Annotated in this window: 11 protein-coding genes and 1 tRNA gene; 4 read left to right on the top strand and 8 right to left on the bottom strand. The window is 69.4% G+C overall.

The window, feature by feature from the left end; all coding sequences use genetic code 11:
• Positions 1-9: 9 nt before the first annotated feature.
• A complete protein-coding gene (locus OCJ37_RS02900) occupies positions 10-2271 on the bottom strand; it encodes a TonB-dependent receptor (RefSeq protein WP_263112213.1) in 2262 nt (753 codons plus the stop codon).
• 125 nt (positions 2272-2396) lie between these two features.
• Between OCJ37_RS02900 and OCJ37_RS02895 the strand changes: the two genes are divergently transcribed.
• Entirely contained in the window at positions 2397-3014 is a 618-nt protein-coding gene (locus OCJ37_RS02895) for a TetR/AcrR family transcriptional regulator (protein ID WP_263112212.1), read from the top strand.
• 368 nt (positions 3015-3382) lie between these two features.
• Here OCJ37_RS02895 and OCJ37_RS02890 read toward each other — a convergent pair.
• From OCJ37_RS02890 to OCJ37_RS02870, 5 genes are all read right to left on the bottom strand, one after another.
• Positions 3383-3458 (bottom strand) — tRNA-Ile (locus tag OCJ37_RS02890).
• 339 nt (positions 3459-3797) lie between these two features.
• Positions 3798-5984 (bottom strand): 1,4-alpha-glucan branching protein GlgB, encoded by a 2187-nt coding sequence (gene glgB, locus OCJ37_RS02885; RefSeq protein WP_263112211.1) that lies wholly within the window; start codon positions 5982-5984, stop codon positions 3798-3800.
• Positions 5981-9337: a maltose alpha-D-glucosyltransferase gene (gene treS, locus OCJ37_RS02880; protein WP_263112210.1), complete on the bottom strand. Its 3357-nt coding sequence runs from the start codon at positions 9335-9337 to the stop codon at positions 5981-5983. Before treS ends, glgB begins: the two co-directional genes overlap by 4 nt.
• The gene (locus OCJ37_RS02875; RefSeq protein WP_263112209.1) at positions 9334-12474 is read right to left on the bottom strand and encodes an alpha-1,4-glucan--maltose-1-phosphate maltosyltransferase; all 3141 of its coding nucleotides are present in this window, start codon (positions 12472-12474) and stop codon (positions 9334-9336) included. Before OCJ37_RS02875 ends, treS begins: the two co-directional genes overlap by 4 nt.
• Positions 12475-12990: 516 nt before the next feature.
• Positions 12991-15345 (bottom strand): GH92 family glycosyl hydrolase, encoded by a 2355-nt coding sequence (locus tag OCJ37_RS02870; protein WP_263112208.1) that lies wholly within the window; start codon positions 15343-15345, stop codon positions 12991-12993.
• A gap of 129 nt (positions 15346-15474) precedes the next feature.
• On the opposite strand from OCJ37_RS02870, the gene OCJ37_RS02865 reads away from it, so the two are divergent.
• The 3 genes from OCJ37_RS02865 to OCJ37_RS02855 all read left to right on the top strand — a co-directional run bounded on the left by OCJ37_RS02865 (position 15475) and on the right by OCJ37_RS02855 (position 19199).
• Positions 15475-16524, top strand: coding sequence for a LacI family DNA-binding transcriptional regulator (locus OCJ37_RS02865; RefSeq protein ID WP_263112207.1), 1050 nt, complete (start codon positions 15475-15477; stop codon positions 16522-16524).
• Positions 16521-17825, top strand: a complete 1305-nt coding sequence (locus tag OCJ37_RS02860) for a sugar MFS transporter (protein WP_263112206.1) — start codon at positions 16521-16523, stop codon at positions 17823-17825. Before OCJ37_RS02865 ends, OCJ37_RS02860 begins: the two co-directional genes overlap by 4 nt.
• Positions 17826-17912: 87 nt before the next feature.
• Positions 17913-19199 (top strand): AGE family epimerase/isomerase, encoded by a 1287-nt coding sequence (locus OCJ37_RS02855; protein ID WP_263112205.1) that lies wholly within the window; start codon positions 17913-17915, stop codon positions 19197-19199.
• 215 nt (positions 19200-19414) lie between these two features.
• Here the strand turns inward: OCJ37_RS02855 and rpoD are convergent, their stop codons facing one another.
• Both rpoD and dtd read right to left on the bottom strand, forming a co-directional pair.
• Entirely contained in the window at positions 19415-21274 is a 1860-nt protein-coding gene (rpoD, locus tag OCJ37_RS02850) for an RNA polymerase sigma factor RpoD (RefSeq protein ID WP_263112204.1), read from the bottom strand.
• A gap of 112 nt (positions 21275-21386) precedes the next feature.
• Complete coding sequence (gene dtd / locus OCJ37_RS02845; protein WP_263112203.1) at positions 21387-21827, bottom strand: D-aminoacyl-tRNA deacylase; 441 nt, start codon at positions 21825-21827, stop codon at positions 21387-21389.
• Positions 21828-21971 lie beyond the last annotated feature (144 nt).

Here is a 21971-nt window from a genome sequence, read left to right as displayed (position 1 = left end):
GATGTGTCCTCAGAAGCGGATGGCAACGTCGAGCCCGAAGGTGCGCGGGTCGTTGAAGATGCCGTAGGTGCCCAGGCTCGCGGTATTGCTGGTGTAGAACAGGTGCTCCTCGTCCAGCAGGTTGCGCGACCACAGCGAGAATTCCGCCGTGGCCCCGCTGCCGCCCAGCGACACGTCGATCAAGGCCACGCGCGCGTTGACGACGAAGGAACTGTCGGTGAGGGTCTGCTCGACCTCGCTGGTGTAGTAGCCGTCGGACCAGTTGCCGTCGAGGTGGAACTTCAGCGCCGAAGCGCCCAGCGGCACCAGGTAGTCGATGCCGATGCTGCCGGCGTTTTCCGGTGCGTACAGCGGCAGCACGGTGACCAGGGGATTGCCGGGCACATACGGATTGGGCGCGCTCAGCGGGTCGGCCTTGGTGTAGGCGTAGTCCACGCTCAGGGTCAGGCCGTCCAGCGGCATGATGCTGAACTCCAGTTCCGCGCCCTTGGACTTGCCGTCGGTGCTGGCATTGGTGGTGTCGGACACGGTACGGGTCTGGCCTGGCGCCAGCGGCAGGAAGAAGTCCATCTGCCGGTCCTTGACCGTGGCGGAGAACAGCGCCAGGTTCAGCCGCGCGCGGTCGTCCCAGAACTGGGTCTTGGCGCCGAGCTCGATCGCTTCGACCTCTTCCGGCGCGAACGCGCGGTAGCTGATCGAACGCGAATTGGCGCCGCCGGCCTTGAAGCCGGTGCTCCACTTGGCGTAGACCATCGTGTCGTCGCCCAGGTCGTAGGCCACGTTGAGCATCGGGTCGAAGCGGCTCCACGAGCCTTCGAATCCCAGGTTGGACGCTGCGCCGTTCAAGGTGTGCAGCCGCCCTTCCTTATCGTCCTTGGTCCAGCGCCCGCCGGCGGTCAGGTGCAGGTCCTCGATCGAGGCCGGAGTCCAGGTGGCCTGGCCGAAGACGCCGAGGCTGTCGGCCTTGGCCTTGCTGGCGCGGTCGATGCGCACCTTGCCCAGGTCCAGCGGCTGGTTGATCGTGGTGTAGGCGGTGCCGTCGGCATTCCAGCGTAGGGTGTTCGGTGTCTGCGCGTTGTCGCCCACGGTTTCGTGGTAGTAGAACGCGCCGGCGACGTATTCCACCTGCGCGGTGTTGCCGATCAACTGGAATTCCTGGCTGTACTGATGCTGGTAGAACTGGGCCAGGCTGTAGCGCCCGAACTCGCCGTTCGGCGCGAACGAGGAGATCGCATCGTTCAGGCCGTTGTCGAACTGGCCCTGTTCCAGTTGGCGGTACGAACTGATCGACTTCAGCTGCAGATCGTCCGACAGCGTCCAGGTCAGGTTCAACAGGTGGCCATCGGTCTTGCCGACGTTCTCTTCCTGCGGCACGCCGATGATGGCCGAGTCGCGCCGGTCGCGCTGCGCGCCGGCGCTCAGCAACGGACCACGCCGAGCGCTGCCGCCGCCCAGGTACTGGGCATGGTAGGGCGTGGTCGCGTCGTAGGAATGGTCGAGCGCGTACAGGGCCTCGAAGTCGTCGCTCGGCTGCCACAGCGCACTGAGGCGCGCGCCGCGCTTGTTGTAGCCGTTGAAATCCTCCTCACCGCGCATCGGATTGTCGGTGGTGCCGCCGCGATGCGCCTGCACCGCGTCGATCTTGAAGCTGACATCGCCCACGCGCGGCAGATCCAGGTGCATGCCGCTGCTGTAGCCGTCGTAATTGGAGACGCCGACGTTGGTCCTCAGCCCGAACTCGCCGGTCGGCGCCTTGGTCACGATGCTGATGGCGCCGCCTTCGGTGTTGCGGCCGAACAGCGTGCCTTGCGGCCCCTTCAGCACCTCGATGCGTTCCACGTCGTACAGCGCGGTCCCCAGTCCCTGGGCGCGGCCGAGGAACACGCCGTCGACGTACACGCCCACGCCCTGGTCGCGCGCCGGCTGGTTGGCATCGCCGCTGGCGCCGATGCCGCGGATGCCGATGTTCAGCGCCGAGCTGCGGGTGGCGAACGGCGCGATACGCAGCGAGGGAATCGAGCCGTCGGCCAGGCTGCCGAGGGAAATCGCACTGCGATCCTTCAGTTCCTCGTCGTTGAGCACCGACACCGAGATCGGCGTTTCCTGCAGGTTGGTCACGCGCTTCTGCGCGCTCACCACGACCTGGTCGAGCGTGACCGGATCGGACGCCTGCCGGGTCGCGGTTTCCTGCGGGACTTCCTGCGCGAACACCGGCCCGGCGACCAACGCGGCCAGCGCCAGGGCGACAGCGCGGGAAAGAGGATGACGCATCGTGGTGGTTCCTGAAGGGGGTGGGAATAGCCGGCAATCTTGCGAGCCGCGGTTGACAGTTGAATGACCGTTCAACGCACTTCCCTGGGCTACCATCGGCGTCACTCCCACGTGCGAGCGAATCCATGCCTTCATTCGCCAGCAGCGACGCCGCTTCGGAAAACGAACACGCCAGACAGAAGCGCCAGCGCATCCTCGATGCCGCGCGCGAGTGCTTCATCGAAGACGGCTTCGAGGCTGCGTCGATGGCGAAGATCGCAGCGCGCGCGGGCCTGAGCACCGGCCTGCCCTATCACTATTTCGAGAACAAGCGCGCGATCGTATTGGCGCTGATCGAGCAGCATCTGGAGGAAAGCCGCCAGGGCCTGGCGCGGATCCAGGCCGCGGATGGCTTGGCCGAGGCGCTGCAATCGGCGTTCGAACTGTGGCGCAGCCGCAAGGTCAGCGCGTTCCATGTCGGCCTGCAGAGCGAGATCACCGCGCTGGGCATGCGCGATGTCCACGTCGCGCGCGACCTGCAGCGCAACGGCCGGGACATGCGCCAGATGGTCGTGGGTTGGTTGCAACAGCGCGACGCCCAGCAGGGGCGAAGCCGTGCTGCGGACGAACTGGAACTGGCCGCCGCCATGATCCAGTGCTTTTCCGACGGCCTGGCCCTGATGGCTGCGCGCGAACCGGACTTCGACCCGGCCTTGGTCGAAGCCTTGCTGCAGCGCGTGGTGCCGCTGGCGCTGGAAGGCTGAGGCAAGCCGCAGCGAAGCCGCGCCACGTCAAGCCTGGCCCTCAAGCTTGCTCTAGTGCTCTTCGTGCGCCCCGGCCCCTTCAGCAGCATGCGTAGCTTGTCGCGCTCAGCGCGTGCCTGCATGCGTGGCATGGCCGGGTAGTCGTCGATGGTCACGATGCTTGGCTTGCCGGCATGGCGATGGCGCCACGCCTTGAGCCGGTGGGACGCACCTCTGCGCACAGCCCATTCGAGTCGGCTACTCGAAAGGTGGGCTCTTAGGTTTCAGCGTGCAATTGAGATCACTGGACCTCATAGAGCGACGAACAGCTATTTCCAGCAAATTTACTGGAATCTCCGGACTAACCCAGGTGCCCCTGGACTGCATAGTGGTGGGCCCACCAGGATTCGAACCTGGAACCAAAGGATTATGAGTCCTCTGCTCTAACCGTTGAGCTATAGGCCCGGAAGCGTCCGGAGCGGGCGGGCGATGCGGCGGCCGCCGGCTTGGCGCCTCTGGCGTGCATGCAGAGGAAGGCGCCGAGGCGGGCGTGAGTTTAACGTCCGCGGCGGCGTCGTGTCTTCCCGGGGCTGTCGGTGCGTGTGCAACCGCCGGCTCGCATGCGTGTTGGCTACCCAGGGCAAATGGCAAGGCGGCGCTTGATTGGATGCACCCGGCAATCCGCAATGGAAGAGCGTCAGCTCTGATGGTGGACCGCGAACACGCGTCGGGACTGAAGTCCCTCCCACAACAGCGCCGCATCGACGGCCGATGCGACGCTGCTATCGCTCAACCACCCTCCCCTCAATCCTCCAACCCCAACACCAGCACCCCCAGCGGCGGCACGGTCAGCACCAGCGAGGCCGGATGCCCATGCGCGCCGACGCTCTCGGTGCGCACGCTGCCGCCGTTGCCGGTGTTGCTGCCGCCGTAGATCTCCGAATCGGAGTTCAGCAGTTCGCGCCAGCGGCCGCCGCGGGGGACGCCGATGCGGTAGGCGTGGTGCACTAGCGGGGTGAGGTTGGCCACCACCAGCAGCGGGGTGTCGCTGCCCTGGGCCTTGCGCAGGTAGGCGAACAGGCTGTTGCCGGCGTCGTCGCCGATGACCCAGGCGAAGCCGTCGGGGTTGTCGTCGAGCGCGTGCAATGCGGGGTGTTCGGCGTAGAGGCGGTTGAGGTCGCGGACCAGGCGCTGGATGCCGCGGTGGCGCGGGTCGTCGAGCAGTTGCCAGGGCAGCGCGGCGTCGTGGTTCCATTCGGTGGGCTGGGCGATTTCGCAGCCCATGAACAGCAATTTGCCCCCGGGGTGGGTGTACATGTAGCCCAGGTAGGCGCGCAGGTTGGCGAAGCGCTGCCAGTCGTCGCCGGGCATGCGCCCGAGCAGGGAGCGCTTGCCGTGCACCACTTCATCGTGGGAGATCGGCAGCATGAAGCGCTCGGAGTACGCGTAGACCATGCTGAAGGTCAGTTCGCCATGGTGGTAGCGGCGGTAGATCGGGTCCAGTTCGATGTAGTGCAGGCTGTCGTGCATCCAGCCCATGTTCCACTTGTAGTTGAAGCCCAGGCCGCCGTGCGCGAGGTCGGCGGTGACGCCGGGCCATGCGGTGGATTCCTCGGCGATGGTGATGGCGCCCGGGGCATGCTCGGCGACGACCTGGTTGAGCCGGCGCAGGAAGGCGATGGTCTCGTAGTTCTCGCGGCCGCCGTGGATGTTGGGCACCCACTCGCCGGCGTTGCGGCTGTAGTCGCGGTAGAGCATGGAGGCCACCGCATCCACGCGCAGGCCGTCGACGTGGTAGCGCTGCAGGAATTCCAGGGCGCTGGCGATCAGGAAGCCGGAGACTTCGCGCCGGCCGTGGTTGTAGATGAGCGTGTTCCAGTCGCGGTGGAAGCCTTCGCGCGGATCGGCGTGTTCGTACAGCGAGGTGCCGTCGAAGTGGGCCAGGCCGTGGGCATCGGTAGGGAAATGCGCCGGCACCCAATCGACGATGACGCCGATGTCCTCGCGGTGGCAGCGGTCGACGAAGCGGGCGAAGCCGTCGGGCGAGCCGAAGCGCGCGGTGGGCGCGAACAGGCCCAGCGGCTGGTAGCCCCAGGAGCCGCCGAACGGGTGCTCGGTGACCGGCATCAGTTCGATGTGGGTGAAGCCCATGTCGGCGACGTAGGGAATCAGGCGGTCGGCCAGGGCGTCCCAGTCGAGCATGCCGCCGTCGGCGGCGTGCATCCACGAGCCGGCGTGGATCTCGTACACGCTCAGCGGCGCGTTGGGGCCGTGGCGGCGGGCGCGCGTGGCCATCCAGGCGTCGTCGCGCCACTGGAACGGGGCCGGATCGGGCACGATCGAGGCGGTGCCCGGCGCCAGTTCGGCGCGGCGCGCGACCGGGTCGGCCTTGGCCGGCAGGTCTTCGCCGCGCGGGCCGCGCAGGGCGTACTTGTAGTGCGCGCCGGCCTCGACGCCGGGCACGAACAGTTCCCATACGCCGGCCTGGTGGCGCAGGCGCATCGGGTGGCGGCGCGCGTCCCAGCTGTTGAAGTCGCCGATCACCGCCGCGCGGGTGGCGTTGGGCGCCCACACCGCGAAACGGGTGCCGCGCACGCCGTCCACTTCCACCACGTTGGCGCCCAGCGCGTCGGCCAGGCGCAGGTGGTGGCCTTCGCTGATCAGGTGCAGGTCGAAATCGCTCAGCTGCGGGCCGAACGCGTAGGCGTCCTCGGTGTCCTGCTCGCCGCCAGGCCAGCGGATGCGCAGCCGGTAGCGTCCCTCGCCGGGCAGCGGCGCGGCGAAGAAGCCGGGGCTGGGGCCTTCCTGCAACGGCACTTCGCGGCCGTCGTCGAGCATCGCGGTCACCGCCTCGGCGCCGGGCAGGTAGCTGCGCAGCACGCGCGCGTCGCCGATGCGGTGCGCACCGAGCACGGCGAACGGATCGCCGTGGCGGGCGTTGGCGAAGGCGCGCAACGTCGCCTCGTCCCAGACGTGGACGGCGTCACTCATCGAATCGACTCCTCGGGCGCGGGAAAGCCGTCGAGTATGCGCAGCAATCCCTGTATGGGCACCATGATCCAGGCGGGACGGTTGGCGGCCTCGTAGCGAATTTCATAGCTGGCTTTCTCAATCAGGAACAGCAAGGTGGTGGCCTCGAACGCGGCCGGCGCCACCCACGGGTGCGGGCTGGCGTCGAGCACCTTGCGGTAGGCGGACAGGAAGGTGGCGCTGGCGCGGCGGCGGAACGCGGACAGGAAGGCGTCCAGCGCGCTGTCCAGGCCGACCCCGGCGCGTGCGGCGGTGCCCTCCTCGCCGCGTGCCGACACTTCGCTGGCATAGTCCAGCGAGCGCAGGAAGCCGGCCACGTCGTGCAGCGGGCTGGCCTTGGCGCGGCGTTCGTCCAGCGACTTGGCCGGCTCGCCTTCGAAGTCGATCAGCACCACGTCGTCGAACGCGACCAGGATCTGGCCGAGGTGGAAGTCGCCATGCACGCGGGTCAGCAGCGCGTCGTTGAGCAGGGCCGGGGCCTGCCGCAGCCAGGCGTCCAGGCGCGGGCGCTGGGCCAGCAGCGCGTCCACCGCGGCGCGCTCGCCGTCCTCGCTGACGTCGCGGTGCGCGGCCAGCGTTTCCCACATCGCCTGCACTTCGTGCTCCACGCCGGCGACCACCCGCTGCGCGGCAGCGCTGTCCACCGGCTGCGGCGCAAACGCGGCGGCGTCGGTGGGCCGGGCCAGCACGTCGTGCAGTTCGGCCAGGCGCCGCCCGACCACTTCGGCGAAGGCGTCGTAGCCGGCCACGCTTTCATCGCGCGCGGCCTCGTCCTGCGCGGCGGCGTATTCCTCGGCGCCGCGCGCCAGGTGGTCCAGGGTCCAGCGCCAGGCATCGCCCTGGTTGCGCACGAAGCCCTGCAGCAGCGCCAGCGTGGTTTCCCCGCCCTGCGCATCGGTGCGGGTGACGTGGCCGAGCAGCGGCGCGGCGTTCGCGTAGCCGATGCGGGTCAGCCGCTCGCCGATCTCGATCTCCGGGTTGATGCCGGCGGACACGCGGCGCAGCAGCTTGAACACCGCCTTGTCGCCGACGATCAGCGAGCTGTTGCTCTGCTCGGCCGACAGCCAGCGGATCTCGGCGTCGTCGGGAATCGCGACGGCGGCCAGCGCCGGGGTGGCGCAGAAGCGGATCTGCTCGGGCGCGGCATCGGCGCCGGCATGGCTCTCGCCGTCGATCGCCAGCACGGTGCCGTCGCGCAAGGCGGCGAGCATGGTGCGGGTCAGCGACTTCAGCGCGAAGCCGTCGGTGAGGTAGCCGACTTCGCGGCCGTGCCGGACCCGGGCCAGCGCCAGTTGCTCGGCCAGCACGCTGGGCTGTTCGCGATCCCAGACGATGCCCAGCGGCAGGATGTAACGCTCGTGTTCGTCGTGCTCCAGCTCGGCGTCGATCTCCAGCAGGGTCAGCCCGTCGAGGCCGGGCAGCGGCGTGCGCCGCGCGATGCGTACGCCGCGCAGCGCGCGGTCCTTGGCCGCGAACCAGCGCCGGGTGGACAGCCAGGTCGGCAGGATGTCGCGTTCCAGGGTGGACAGGTGCGGCAGCAATGCATCTTCGTCGACCGCGCCGCGCAGCACCAGGGTCTGGTAGTCGGGCAGCGGCATCGGCGCGGGCACGTGCCAGTCCGGCAGCGTGGCGTTGCCGACCAGCTGGAAGGCATAGAAGCCGAACGCCGGCACGGTGAGCAGGTAGGTCAGCCGCCCGATCGGCGGGAAGCTGCCGCCGCCGATGATGTCCACCGGCACGCGGCCTTCGAACTCGGACAGGTCGAGCTCCACTGCCTGCAACGTGTGCGACAGGTTGGCCACGCACAGCACGGTCTCGTCCTCGTGGCAGCGCAGGTAGGCGAGCAGGCGGCGGTTGCCCGGGTACAGGAAGCGCAGCGCGCCGCGGCCGAAGGCGCGGTAGCGCTTGCGCACCGACAGGATGCGCCGGGTCCAGGTCAGCAGCGAATGCTGGTCGCGCTGCTGCGCCTCGACGTTGACCGCCTGGAAGCCGTACAGCGGGTCCATGATCGGCGGCAGCACCAGCGCGGCCGGGTCGGCGCGCGAGAAGCCGCCGTTGCGGTCGATCGACCACTGCATCGGCGTGCGCACGCCGTCGCGGTCGCCGAGGTGGATGTTGTCGCCCATGCCGATCTCGTCGCCGTAGTACAGCACCGGGGTGCCGGGCATGGTCAGCAGCAAGGAGGTCATCAGTTCGATGCGGCGGCGGTCGCGCTCCAGCAGCGGCGCCAGGCGCCGGCGGATGCCCAGGTTGATGCGCGCGCGGCGGTCGGCGGCGTAGGTCTGCCACAGGTAGTCGCGCTCCGAATCGGTGACCATCTCCAGGGTCAGCTCGTCGTGGTTGCGCAGGAAGATCGCCCACTGGCAGGTCTCCGGGATCTCCGGGGTCTGGCGCATGATGTCGGTGATCGGGAAGCGGTCCTCGCGCGCGATGGCCATGTACATGCGCGGCATCAGCGGGAAGTGGAACGCCATGTGGCATTCGTCGGCGTTCTCGCCGAAGTATTGCTGGGTGTCTTCCGGCCACATGTTGGCCTCGGCCAGCAGCATGCGGTCGGGATATTCGGCGTCCAGCGTGGCGCGGATGCGGCGCAGGATGGCGTGGGTCTCGGGCAGGTTCTCGTTGGAGGTGCCGTCGCGTTCGATCAGGTACGGCACCGCATCCAGGCGCAGGCCGTCCACGCCCAGGTCGAGCCAGAAGCGCATCACTTCCAGCACCGCTTCCAGCACCGCCGGATTGTCGAAGTTCAGATCGGGCTGGTGCGAGTAGAAGCGATGCCAGAAGTATTGGCCGGCGACCGGGTCCCAGGTCCAGTTGGAGTTCTCGGTATCGCAGAAGATGATGCGGGTGCCGGCGTAGTCCTGGTCGCTGTCGGACCACACGTAGAAATCGCGCTCCGGCGAGCCGGCCGGCGCGTTGCGCGCGCGCTGGAACCACGGGTGCTGGTCGGAGGTGTGGTTGATGACCAGCTCGGTGACGATGCGGATGCCGCGCGCGTGCGCCTGCGCCACCAGCCGTTCGAAGTCGGCGATGCTGCCGTAGTCCGGATGCACCGCCATGTACTCGGCGATGTCGTAGCCGTCGTCGCGGCGCGGGCTGGGATAGAACGGCAGCAGCCAGATGGTGTCCACGCCCAGGTCGGCGATGTAGTCGAGCTTGGAGATCAGGCCGGGGAAATCGCCGATGCCGTCGTCGTTGGAATCGAAGAACGACTTGACGTGCACCTGGTAGATGATCGCGTCCTTGTACCAGAGCGCGTCGCGCTCCAGCGGGCGCGCCTCGCCGTCGGCGGACAGTGGAACTGCAGCATTCATGAAGTGGCTCCGGCGCGGATACGCCATAGGGAAAACGGCCGCGAGGGATCGAGGCGAATGGTTTGCTGCTTGCCGTGCCAGGCGAATTCATGGCCGTCCCACAGGTCCTGCGCGGCGACGCTGGCGTGGTCGGGCAGGCCCAGCTCCCACAGCGGCACTTCGATCTGCGCTTCCTGCGCCGCATGCGGGTCGAGACTGATCGCCACCAGCACCAGGCTGCGGCTGCGCGCCAGGTGCGCCTCGTCGAGGAACTTGCCGAAATACAGCACCTGGCCGTTGTGCGCGGTATAGAAGCGCGTGCCCAGGTGCGACTGCAGTTCCGGGTGCTGGCGCCGCAGCAGGTTCAGGCGGGTGATCTCGTCGACGATGTCGCCGGGCGCGCGCTCGGGCCAGGCGCGCAGCTGGTACTTCTCCGAATCCAGGTACTCCTCCTTGCCCGGCGCCAACGGCGTGGCCTCGCACAGTTCAAAGCCCTGGTACATGCCCCACAGGCCGGACAGCGTGGTCGCCAGCGCGGCGCGGATCAGGTGGCCGGCACGTCCGCTCTGCTGCAGGAACACCGGGTTGATGTCCGGGGTGTTGACGAAGAAATGCGGGCGGAAGCACTCGCGCGGCGTGCCCGTGTTGAGTTCTTCGATGTAGGCCTGCAGTTCGGCCTTGTGCTGGCGCCAGGTGAAGTAGGTGTAGGACTGCGAGAAGCCGACCTTGGCCAGCCGGTACATCGGCTTGGGCCGGGTGAAGGCCTCGGACAGGAACACCACCTGCGGATGGCGGCCGCGCACTTCGGCGATCAGCCATTCCCAGAACGGGAACGGCTTGGTGTGCGGGTTGTCGACCCGGAACAGGTGCACGCCTTCGTTGACCCAGAACAGCACCGCGTCGCGCAGCGCGTTCCACAGCTCCGGCACCGCGCCGCTGGCGTAGAAATCGACGTTGACGATGTCCTGGTACTTCTTCGGCGGGTTCTCCGCGTACGGGATCGAGCCGTCGGCGCGCCAGGTGAACCAGTCCGGATGCTCGCGCAGCCACGGATGGTCCGGCGCGCACTGGATCGCGAAATCCAGCGCCAGTTCCAAGCCCTGCGCGGCGGCGGCGGCGCGCAGCCGGCGGAAGCCTTCCAGCCCGCCCAGTTCGGCGTGCACCGCGGTGTGCCCGCCCTCGGCCGAGCCGATCGCGTACGGGCTGCCGGGTTCGCCGGGCTGCGCGGTGACCGCGTTGTTGCGGCCCTTGCGGTTCTTCTCGCCGATCGGGTGGATCGGCGGCATGTACAGCACGTCGAAGCCCATCGCGCGGATGTGCGGCAGACGCGCGATCACGTCGTCGAAGGTGCCGTGGCGCGCCGGGTCGCCGCTCTGCGAGCGCGGGAACAGTTCGTACCAGCTGGAGAAATGCGCGCCGCGACGCTCGGCCTCGACCCGGAAGGTCATCGGGTATTCGGTGCGGAACGGCTTGTCGTCGGCGCGCGCCATCGCCTCGGCGGTGCCCGGTTCCAGCAGGATCTCGGCGCGCGCGGCCGGATCGTCGGCGCGCGTGGCGCGGGCGACGATGGCCTTCAGCCGCGCGGCCAGGGCGCCGCGGCTGCGCGCGCGCGCCGCCTCGACCTGGGCCAGGGCTTCCTGCACGTCCACCGGGAGCAGGGTGCCGGCGGCGCGCTTCTTTTCCAGGTCGGCGTGGGTGGTGGCGAACACGTCGCGCCAGGCCTCGATGCGGAACTCGTAGCGGCCCAGCCGTTCCAGCGGGAACTCGCCGCGCCAGCGGTCGTTGCCCAGCGCACGCATCGGCGCGCTGGTCCAGGTGCGCGCATCGGCGGCGCGCCACAGCAGCGCCACCGCGATGCGGTCGTGGCCGTCGCAGAACGCGTCGGCCTCCACGCAGATGCGATCGCCGACGGTGCGCTTGACCGGGAAGCGGCCGTCGTCCACCGACGGCGTCACCGCCTCGATGCAGACGCGCGCCGCGCCTGCGGCGACGTCGGCCGGCGTGCGGGCGCGCGCGGCGGCCAGCACCGGCCGCGCCGGCACGCTGCGGTAGACCCGCACCTCGCCCGCCTCCAGAGTGCCGCCCTGGTCGCCCTGGATCGGCTCGCCCTGGTCGCTGAGCAGGGCTTCGCTGTCGCCGAGCAGGCGCAGCAGGGCCGAGCCAGGCACCGGCAGCAGGTGGTCGCGGTCGCTGTTGAGCAGTACCAGCCACGGCGCAGCGCCGCGCGGTTCCACCGCCACGGCGGTCAGCGCGCCATCGCGCAGCAGCGGGCGCAGGCGCAGGTCGGCCATGGCCCCGGCCGGCGCGAGGGGGGTGGCAGCGGCTGCATCGTCGGCCTCGCCCGGTGCCGGCAACGCGGCCGGCGCGGCGATCGCCCAGGCGTCGCCGAAGGCGGTGGCCAGACGAAGACGTTGTGCGCGCTGCAGCGGCGGCACCGCGTCGGACGGGGCATCGGAATCGATGGTGGCCACGACCCGGCGCGCCAGGCTGCGCAGCGCCACGTCCTCGTCGAAGAACCAGCCGCCGCGCCCGTCCCACCAGGCTAGCGAGGAGAACGCCGCGTCGAAGCCGGCGCCGTGCAGCCCGCGCAGCGCCTCCAGGCCCACGCCCGGGGTCCAGGCCAGGAACGTCGCCTCCGGCACCTGCGCCTGCACGTCGGCGATCAGGCTGCGCCACAGCGAGGCCGGCACGCGCTGCGGTTGCAGCACGCGGAACCCGGCCAGGCCGCCGCGCAACCAGTCGCGCAGGCGCACGCTCCACCACTGCGCCAGGCCCGCGCCTTCCTCGGCATAGGCGAAGCGGCCCTGGGCGATCTCCGGCGCGCCGCGCTGCGTACGCGGGTCCGGCAGCGCCGAGGTGCGCGCGCGGAACCAGTGCGGATGCTCCTGCAGCAGGCGACTGCCGCCGCCGATCTCGTCGATGCGAAGATCGACCAGCAGCTTCAGGCCGTGCGTCTGCGCCAGCGCCAACCACTGCTGCAGCTGCGCGTCGCCGGCGGCATCGTCGGCGGCCGGATCGGCCAACCGGCCGTGCGGGTCCTGCGCGAACGGGTTGGGCAACACCACGTGGTCGCAGCCATTGGCTTTTGCGGCCGCCATGGCGGCTTCCAGCGCGGACGCATCGTGGGGGGTCAAGGGGGACAGCAGGCAGACATGCATTCGGAGATCCCGTTCGCGTGATGGGGAGTGCACGATCCAGGCAGCGCTTGCCATCGGCAGCCGGATCGGCCGTCGCACAAGACGGAGACGGAATGCACCTGCACGATGTGCCGCATCCGCAATCGGATCCGGTGCCGGGCGCCGATGCCGCTCGATGCGATGCGACAGCGCCACAAGACCACAGGCGATGCCAATGAAATGTGTTCATGGCATTAAGTGCGCGCATACGCCGCCAGGCGTGAAAGGCGGCCCTCGGCGCGCCTCGAAGACCGCACGGCGCGGCAGCGCGGAGGTTTGCCACCGACTCCACCTGCGCCCACGACGGTGCAGGCGTCTTAACCTCACCGTCCTGACATGCCTGCGTTCACGCGCTCGCGACGGCTGCGCTCGCGCGCAGCCGTGGGCTGTCGTGTGCGTGGACGCGCGCACGGCGTCCGCCGGGGAGCGAGCCAGCCGGTCTGGTCGCCCTCGCCGTCGCGACGACCGGCTACCAGCCGGCCGCCGCGTGGCGCTGGCTCACTCGCTCATCGAGTAGGCGCGCTGCGCCCCGGCCGTCGCCCACGTGGTGTTCGGCTCGGCCTGCAGGGTGAAGCGCAGTTCGCCGCCGGCCATGATCTCCTCGTGGCGCAGGAACGCGCGGTCCAGCGGACGGCCGTTGAGGGTGACGCTGCCGATGTACGGATGCGCGTCGTCCAGGCCCTCGGCGACCACGCTGAAGCGCTTGCCGTTGGGCAGCGCCAGCGTGGCGTGCGGCAGGAACGGGCGGCCGATGATGTATTGGTTGCTGGCCGGCGCCACCGGGTAGAAGCCCAGCGCGGTGAACACGTACCAGGCCGACATCTGCCCCAGGTCGTCGTTGCCGGCCAGGCCGTCGGGACGCGCCGCATACTGGCTGCGCATGATCTGCTGCAGCCGCGCCTGGGTGCGCCACGGCTGCCCGGCGTACGCATAGAGATACGCGACGTGGTGGCTGGGTTCGTTGCCGTGCGCGTACCAGCCGATCAGCCCGGTGATGTCCTCCATGTGCTCGAACACCTTGGGATCGACCTTGGCCTCGAACACCTGGTCCAGCCGCGCCAGCAGCTTGTCCTCGCCGCCGTGTGCGCGGGCCAGGCCGGCCACGTCCTGCGGCACGTACCACGAGTACTGCCAGGCATTGCCTTCGGTGTAGTCGCTGCCGTAGCCGCTGGCGCTGGGATCGAACGGTTCGCGGAAACTGCCGTCGCGCTTGCGCGCGCGCATGAAGCCGGTCTTCGCGTCGAAGGCGTGGCGCCAGTTGCCGGCGCGCTTGGCGAATGCGCTGGCCACCTCGGTGCGGCCCATCGATTGCGCCATCCGTGAGATGGTCCAGTCGTCGAACGCGTATTCCAGGGTCTTGGAGGCGGCCTCGCCTTCCTCGTCGATCGGCACGTAGCCCAGGGCGCGGTACTGGGCGATGCCGTCGTACGGGCCGTAGTCGGCGCTGGCCACCATCGCGTCCAGCGCCGCGTCGGTGTCGTAGCCGCGGATGCCCTTCATGTAGGCATCGGCGATCACCGGCACGGCGTGGTAGCCGATCATGCACCAGGTCTCCAGGCCATGGAACGACCACACCGGCAGCACGCCGTACGGGCTGTTCTTGCGATGCGCGAGCAGCGAGTTGACGATGTCGTTGGTGCGTTGCGGCGGCTGCACCAGGGTCAGCAGCGGGTGCAGCGCGCGGTAGGTGTCCCACAGCGAGAACGTGGAGTAGTTGGTGTAGCCCTGCGCCTGGTGCACGGCGTTGTCCGGCCCGCGGTAGCGGCCGTCGCTGTCCATGAACAGGGTGGGGCCAAGCAGGCTGTGGTACAGCGCGGTGTAGAACTGGGTGCGCTGTTGCGGCGGCGCGTCCACTTCCACCGCGCCCAATGCCTGCGCCCACTGCGCGCGGGCGGCGCGGCGCACGCCGTCGAAGTCCCAGCCCGGCACCTCGGCGTCGAGGTTGGCGATGGCGCTGTCCTCGCTGACCGGCGAGATCGACACCTTCACCAGCAGCGGCGCGCGCGCGGCCTGGCCGAAGTCGAAGCTGGCCACCAGCTGGCGGCCTTCGATCTGCGCGCGCTGCGCGGGGTCGTTGTCGCCCGGCGGCGGGAAGCCCTTGTAGGGGATGTCCTGCTCGGTGTTGTGGAAGGCGTGGCCGCGCAGCGGCTGCGAGAAGCGCAGGGCGAAGTACAGCTGCCGCCCCGGCGCCCAGCCGCGGGTTTCGCGGAAGCCGGTGACGGTGCCGTCGGCGCGCAGGCGCAGCCGCGACCAGCTGATCTTGCCCGGGTAGTCGTACATGCTGGTGCGCAGGTCCAGCAGCACGTGCGCCGGCTGGCCCTTGGGGAAGGTGTAGCGGTGCACGCCGGCGCGCGCGCTGGCGGTGAGTTCGGCGCGCACCTTGTAGTCGTCCAGGGTCACCGCGTAGTAGCCGGGCTCGGCGCGCTCGTCGTCGTGGCGGAAGCGCGAGCTGTAGCCGCTGCCGGGTTTGTCCGGATCGCCGCGCTCCAGCCGCACCGCGCCGCTGATCGGCATCAGCAGCACGTCGCCCAGGTCCGAATGGCCGCTGCCGGAGAAGTGCGTGTGCGAGAAGCCGACCAGGCTGCGGTCGTCGTAGCGGTAGCCGGCGGCCCAGCCGTAGGCGTCCTTGCGCGGCTGGATGCGCGTGTCCGGGCTCAGCTGGACCATGCCGAACGGCACCGTGGCGCCGGGATAGGTGTGGCCTTCGCCGCCGGTGCCGATGAACGGGTCCACCGCGGCGACCGCGCGCTCGCCGGCATCGGTGGCGGCCTGGCGGGCGGCGGCGTGCGCCGCCGGCCACAGCGTGGCCAGCAGCAGCGCGGCGGCAGCGCGCTTGGTCAAGGTGCTACGCATGGTGTCTCCCCGGATCGAATCGGTCCAAACGGATACCACAAAAGCCCTCCGGACTTTTGCTGCACTGCAAAATGCGCAGGGGAGCACGACGGCGCAGGATGGGCGGCCTTTTGAACCGGTCTAATCGCCGTGCCGTCGTCCCCCGCCGACAAACGCGTCACCGTGTCCGACATCGCCGCCGCCTGCGGCGTGTCGCGGGCGACCGTGTCGCTGGTGCTGCGCAACAGCCCGCTGGTGCATGCGGACACGCGCGCGCGGGTGGCGGCGGAGATCGCCCGGCAGGGCTACGTCTACCACCGCGGCGCGGCCAGCCTGCGCGGGCGCGCCTCCAACGCGGTGGCGCTGGTGGTCAACGACCTGGCCAATCCGTTCTTCGCCGAATTCGCCGGCGGCGTGGATGCGGCGCTGGCCGAGGCCGGCTACGTGATGCTGATGGGCAGCACCGGCGAATCGCCGGAGCGCCAGCACACCGTGCTGGCCTCGCTGATCGAGCACCAGCCGGCGGCGATGATCCTCTCGCCGACCGAGCACACCGACGCGGCGCGGCTGCGCCAGCTGCTGGGCACGCGGCTGCCGGTGCTGCTGTTCAACCGCGCGCTGGACGGCGACTGGCCGCTGCTGGCGCTGGACAACCGCCGCGGCGCGCGCCTGGCCACCGAGCACCTGCTGGCGCTGGGCCACCGCACGATCGCCTTCTTCGGCGGGCACCGCCAGTCCAGTTCCTGCGCCGAGCGCCGCGCCGGCTACCGCGACGCGCTCGCCGCCGCCGGCATCGCCGCCGATCCGGACTGGCTGATCGAATGCGCGCCGACCCGGCTGGAAGCGGCGCGCCAGGCCGGCGCGCTGTGCGCGCGCGACCCGCTGCCGACCGCGCTGGTCTGCTACAACGACGTGGTCGCGCTGGGCCTGGCCAGCGGCCTGGCCGAACGCGGCCGCCACGCCGGCCGCGACTACGCGCTGATCGGCTTCGACGACATCGCCGAAGCCGCCGTCGCCACCCCGCCGCTGTCCACCGTCGCCGTCGCCCCGCGCGAGCGCGGCATGCAGGCCGCGCAACTGGTGCTGGACGCCTTGCGCCAGCAACGGGCGCTGCCTGCGCTTACCATCGCCCCGTCCCGGTTGTGCCTGCGTGCCAGCAGCCGTGTCGCCCTATCGCCCGTTCCCGGAGTCGCTGCATGAGCCGTCGTCCGCTGTCCAACACTGCCGCCATCGCGGTGGTCAGCATGATCTTCTTCACCTGGGGCGGCCTGACCAGCCTCAACGATGTGCTGATCCCGCATTTGAAAGCCGTGTTCCAGATGAACTACGCGCAGTCGATGCTGATCCAGTTCACCTTCTTCGGCGCGTACTTCCTGATGTCGCTGCCGGCCGGTGCGGTGGTGGCGCGGGTCGGCTACAAGGCCAGCATCGTCATCGGCTTGGTGATCGCGGCGATCGGCGCGGCGATGTTCTACCCGGCCGCGCGGCTGCCGTCGTACCCGCTGTTCCTGACCGCGCTGTTCGTGCTGGCCAGCGGCATCACCCTGCTGCAGGTGGCGGCCAATCCGTACATCAGCCTGATCGGCAACCCGGCCACCGCGCCGAGCCGGCTGAACTTCGCGCAGGCGCTGAACTCGCTGGGCACCACCGTGTTCCCGTGGCTGATCGGCCCGCTGATCCTGGCCGGGGTGGTGCTCGGTGCGGACCAGTTGGCGGCGATGAACGCCGAGCAGTTGTCGGCCTACCGCATCGAGCAGGCGCGCTCGGTGGAGATTCCGTACCTGATGCTGGCCGGCGGCCTGTTGCTGCTGGCGGTGTTCGTGCTGGTGATGCGCATCCCGTCGCTGCGCGACGACGGCGAAGCCAGCGCCGAGTCGCACCACAGCTTCGGCGACGCGCTGCGCCATTCGCACCTGCTGTGGGGCGTGGTCGCGATCTTCATGTACGTCGGCGCGGAAGTGTCGATCGGCAGCTTCCTGATCAACTACATCTCCGGCCCCACCACCGGCGGCCTGACCGAGGCCACCGCCAGCCGCTACCTGTCGTTCTACTGGGGCGGCGCGATGGTCGGCCGCTTCGCCGGCGCCGCGCTGCTGCAGGTGATCCCGGCGCGCAAGCTGCTGGCCGCCTTCGCCGGCGTCGCCTCGCTGCTGCTGATCGTCACCATGATCAGCACCGGCCACGTGGCGATGTGGAGCGTGATCGCGATCGGCCTGTTCAACTCGATCATGTTCCCGACCATCTTCACCGTGGCGATCGAACGCCTCGGCCCGCTGACCAGCAAGGCCTCGAGCCTGCTGATCATGGGCATCGTCGGCGGCGCGCTGGTGCCGCTGGCGCAGGGCGCGCTGGCCGACGTGATCGGCATCCAGCACGCCTTCGTGATCCCGCTGCTGTGCTACGCCTACATCCTCTGGTACGGCCTGCGCGGCTCGCGGCTGTCGGCCACCCTGCCGGCCGACGCGCCGGGCGCCACGCCGGCGGCGCGCGCGATGCATTGACCCACCACACGGGCGCGGCGGCGCGTTGCCGCCGGCCCGCGCTCGGCTGTTCTTCCCCTTCCCCACCATCTGGCTCCCAGCGACCGCATGAACCTGCCTGCCACGCCCCTGCCCGACTTCGCCGACGCCGCCGTGCTGCGCGCGCACATCGCCGACACCATGGCCTTCTACCACCCGCGCGCGATCGATCCGGCCGGCGGCTTCTTCCACTACTTCCGCGACGACGGCAGCGTGTACGACGCCGGCCACCGCCACCTGGTCAGCAGCACCCGCTTCGTCTTCAACTACGCGATGGCGGCCATCGAATTCGCCGATTCGCCGCTGGCCGCCGAGTACCTGGATGCCGCGCGCCACGGCCTGCGCTACCTGCGCGAGGTACACCGCGACGCGGCCAGCGGCGGCTACGTGTGGACCCTGCGCGACGGCGTCGCCGAGGACCGTACCCAGCACGCCTACGGCGCCGCGTTCGTGCTGCTGGCCTATGCCACCGCGAAGAAGGCCGGCCTGGACACCGACGCGTGGATGGAAGAGACCTGGCACCTGCTGGAAACCCGCTACTGGGACGCCGCCGCCGGCCTGTACCGCGACGAGGCCACGCCCGAGTGGCAGTTCTCCAGCTACCGCGGGCAGAACGCCAACATGCACCTGTGCGAGGCGCTGATCGCCGCGTACGAGGCCAGCGGCCAGGCGCGCTACCTGCAGCGCGCGCTGCTGCTGGCCGACCACATCACCCGCCGCCAGGCGGCGCTGGCCGGCGGCCTGGTGTGGGAACACTACGACGCCAACTGGCAGGTGGACTGGGACTACAACCGCGACAACCCCAAGCACCTGTTCCGGCCGTGGGGCTTCCAGCCCGGCCACCAGGTCGAATGGTCGAAGCTGCTGGTGCTGCTGCACGGGCATCTGCAGGCCGCCTCCGGCGCTGCGCCGGAGTGGCTGCTGCCGACCGCGCGGCACCTGTTCGACACCGCGCTGGCGCACGGCTGGGACGCGCAGCACGGCGGCATCGTCTACGGCTTCGCCTCCGGCACGGAAGCTGCGCCGGTCGTCGGCGTGCCCGACGTGGCGCAGGCGCCGACCTACTTCTGCGACGACGACAAGTATTTCTGGGTGCAGGCCGAAGCGATCGCCGCCGCCGCGCGGCTGCTGGCCGCGACCGGCGATGCGAGTTACCGCGGCGCCTACGACACGCTGTGGGCGTACGCGTGGGAGCACCTGGTCGACCACCGCTACGGCGCCTGGTTCCGCATCCTCAGCCGCGACAACCGCAGCTACAGCGACGAGAAGAGCCCGGCCGGCAAGACCGACTACCACACGATGGGCGCCTGCCACGACGTGCTGGCGGTGATGCGCGGCAGCCGGGCGTTCGCGTAGGCGTACACGCGGGGCTCCGGCGATCCGGTGCCTCCGCCTCCTGCAGGAGCGGCTTCAGCCGCGACCGGGTCTTACCGGTAACGCCCGGTCGCGGCTGAAGCCGCTCCTACAGGGGCGCACGCGGAGCCGTTCGATATGGCGAACGGCGCAGCTCTCCATCCACAAAAAAGCCCCGCACATGGCGGGGCTTTTTCGTGGCCGCGAAGCGCGCTCGATCAGTCGATGTCGAGGAAGCTGCGCAGCTGCTCCGAGCGGCTCGGGTGACGCAGCTTGCGCAACGCCTTGGCCTCTATCTGGCGGATCCGCTCGCGGGTGACGTCGAACTGCTTGCCGACTTCCTCGAGGGTGTGGTCGGTGTTCATGTCGATGCCGAAGCGCATGCGCAGCACCTTGGCTTCCCGCGGGGTGAGGCCGGCCAACACGTCGCGCACGGTCTCGGACAGGTTGATGTTGGTGGTGTTCTCGATCGGGGACTCCACGTTGGTGTCCTCGATGAAGTCGCCCAGATGCGAATCCTCGTCATCGCCGATCGGGGTTTCCATCGAGATCGGCTCCTTGGCGATCTTCATCACCTTGCGGATCTTGTCCTCCGGCATGTCCATTTCCTTGGCCAGCTCCTCCGGGGTGGCCTCGCGGCCGTACTGCTGGAGCATCTGCCGGGAAATGCGGTTCAACTTGTTGATCGTCTCGATCATGTGCACCGGGATGCGGATGGTGCGCGCCTGGTCGGCGATCGAACGGGTGATGGCCTGGCGGATCCACCAGGTCGCATACGTGGAGAACTTGTAGCCGCGGCGGTATTCGAACTTGTCCACCGCCTTCATCAGGCCGATGTTGCCTTCCTGGATCAGGTCCAGGAACTGCAGGCCGCGGTTGGTGTACTTCTTGGCGATGGAGATCACCAGGCGCAGGTTGGCCTCGACCATTTCCTTCTTGGCCTTGCGCGCCTTGGCTTCGCCGTAGGCCATCGCCCGGCTGATTTCCTTCAGCTCGGCCAGGCTCAGGTAGGTCGCCTGCTCCACCGCCACGGTGGCTTCCTGCTCGGCGACGATCTGGTCCTTGACGTCGCGCAGCGCCGAGGACCACTTCTGCTTGCGCTTCAGCGCGTCGTCGACCCAGGCCACGTTGGTCTGGTTGCCTTCCCAGGAGCGGATGAAATCCTTGCGCGGCATGCGCGCCACGTGGGTGGCCAGGTGCAGCACGCGGCGCTCGTGGTCCTTGACCTGGGCCATGGTGTCGCGCAGCTTGCGCACCAGCACGTCGGTCAGCGGCAGCGGCAGCTTCAAGGTGACGAACACCTCGGCGATGTCGTTGCGCAGCTTGGTGACCAGCTTGTGCTCGGCGCCATTCTTGGCGTGCGCCTTCTTGAACTTGGCGTACTCGGTGGCCAGCACCTCCATGCGCCGCGCGACCTCGGCCGGATCCGGACCGGTCGGGCCGGCCTCTTCCTCGGCGGCTTCGACTTCCTCGTCGTCATCGTCGGCATCGGCATCGGCGGCGCTGTCGTCGTCGCTGGCGACCACGACCGGCGCCGGCTCTTCCTCGATCAGGTCGTTGAAGCCGACCACGATCTCGGCCAGGCGCTTCTTGCCTTCCTTGTGCTGCTCGTAGTCCTCGAGCAGGGTCTCCACCGCCAGCGGGAACGCGCCCAGCGCGGCCTGGACCTGGCTGAGGCCTTCCTCGATGCGCTTGGCGATGGCGATTTCGCCTTCGCGGGTCAGCAGTTCCACCGTGCCCATCTCGCGCATGTACATGCGCACCGGGTCGGTGGTACGGCCGCCTTCGGTATCGAGCGCGGTCAGCGCCGCGGCGGCTTCTTCGGCCGCGGTGTCGTCGACTTCGCGGTTGCCGGTGTTGCCGTCGTTGAGCAGCAGGGTCTCGGCGTCGGGGGCGACTTCATGGACATCGATGCCCATGCCGTTGATCATGCCGATGATGTCTTCGATCTGTTCGGGATCGACCAGGTCGTCGGGGAGGTGGTCGTTGACTTCGGCGTAGGTCAGATAGCCCTGTTCCAGGCCCTTGCTGATCAGTTGCTTGATGTCGGATTGCTGGGCAGGACGTTCGTTGGCCATGAGTGCTCGCGCCACCGGCAGGTAGATGAATGAGTGAACCTAGCATTATAACAGCCCGGACCGCCGCTTGCCGGACGAGGAGCATGAACCGCTCCGCCAGGAGCGCCCCGGATTAAGGCCGGAGCAGGAAGGTGACCGGGCCGTCGTTGACCAGGCTGACGATCATATGGGCACCGAAGCGCCCGCTTTCCACCCCCGGCGGGTGACGTTCCCGGCAGATTTCCAGCAATCGGTTGAAGCCGCGTTCAGCCTCGAGCGGCGGCGCGGCGGTGGTGAAGCTGGGCCGCATTCCCGAGCCGGTATCCGCGGCCAGGGTGAACTGGCTGACCAGCAGCAGGCCGCCGCCGGTGTCGCGCAGCGAGCGGTTCATGCGCCCGGCGGCGTCGGCGAACACCCGGTAGCCCAGCAGGCGCTCGGCCATGCGCTGGAACCTGGCCTCGTCGTCGCCCGGCTCCACCGCGACCAGCGCCAGCAGGCCGGGGCCGATGCGGCCGACGACATGGCCGTCGACGCTGACCGAGGCCTGGGTGACGCGTTGGATCAGGGAGAGCATGGGGGCTGGGATTGGGGATTGGGGATTGGGACTCGGGACTCGAAGCATCCGGCGAATCGCTGCCGTTCTCGCCGCATCATGCCGAGGGATGGCGGCGGGCGGAAGCCGGGCGGTGCTGCCACCGGCCCGATCCGTGACGGGGTT

Source organism: Xanthomonas sp. AM6, from assembly GCF_025665335.1.
In the GTDB taxonomy this organism is placed as follows: Bacteria; Pseudomonadota; Gammaproteobacteria; order Xanthomonadales; family Xanthomonadaceae; genus Xanthomonas_A.
This window is presented reverse-complemented; position numbering and strand designations above follow the sequence as displayed.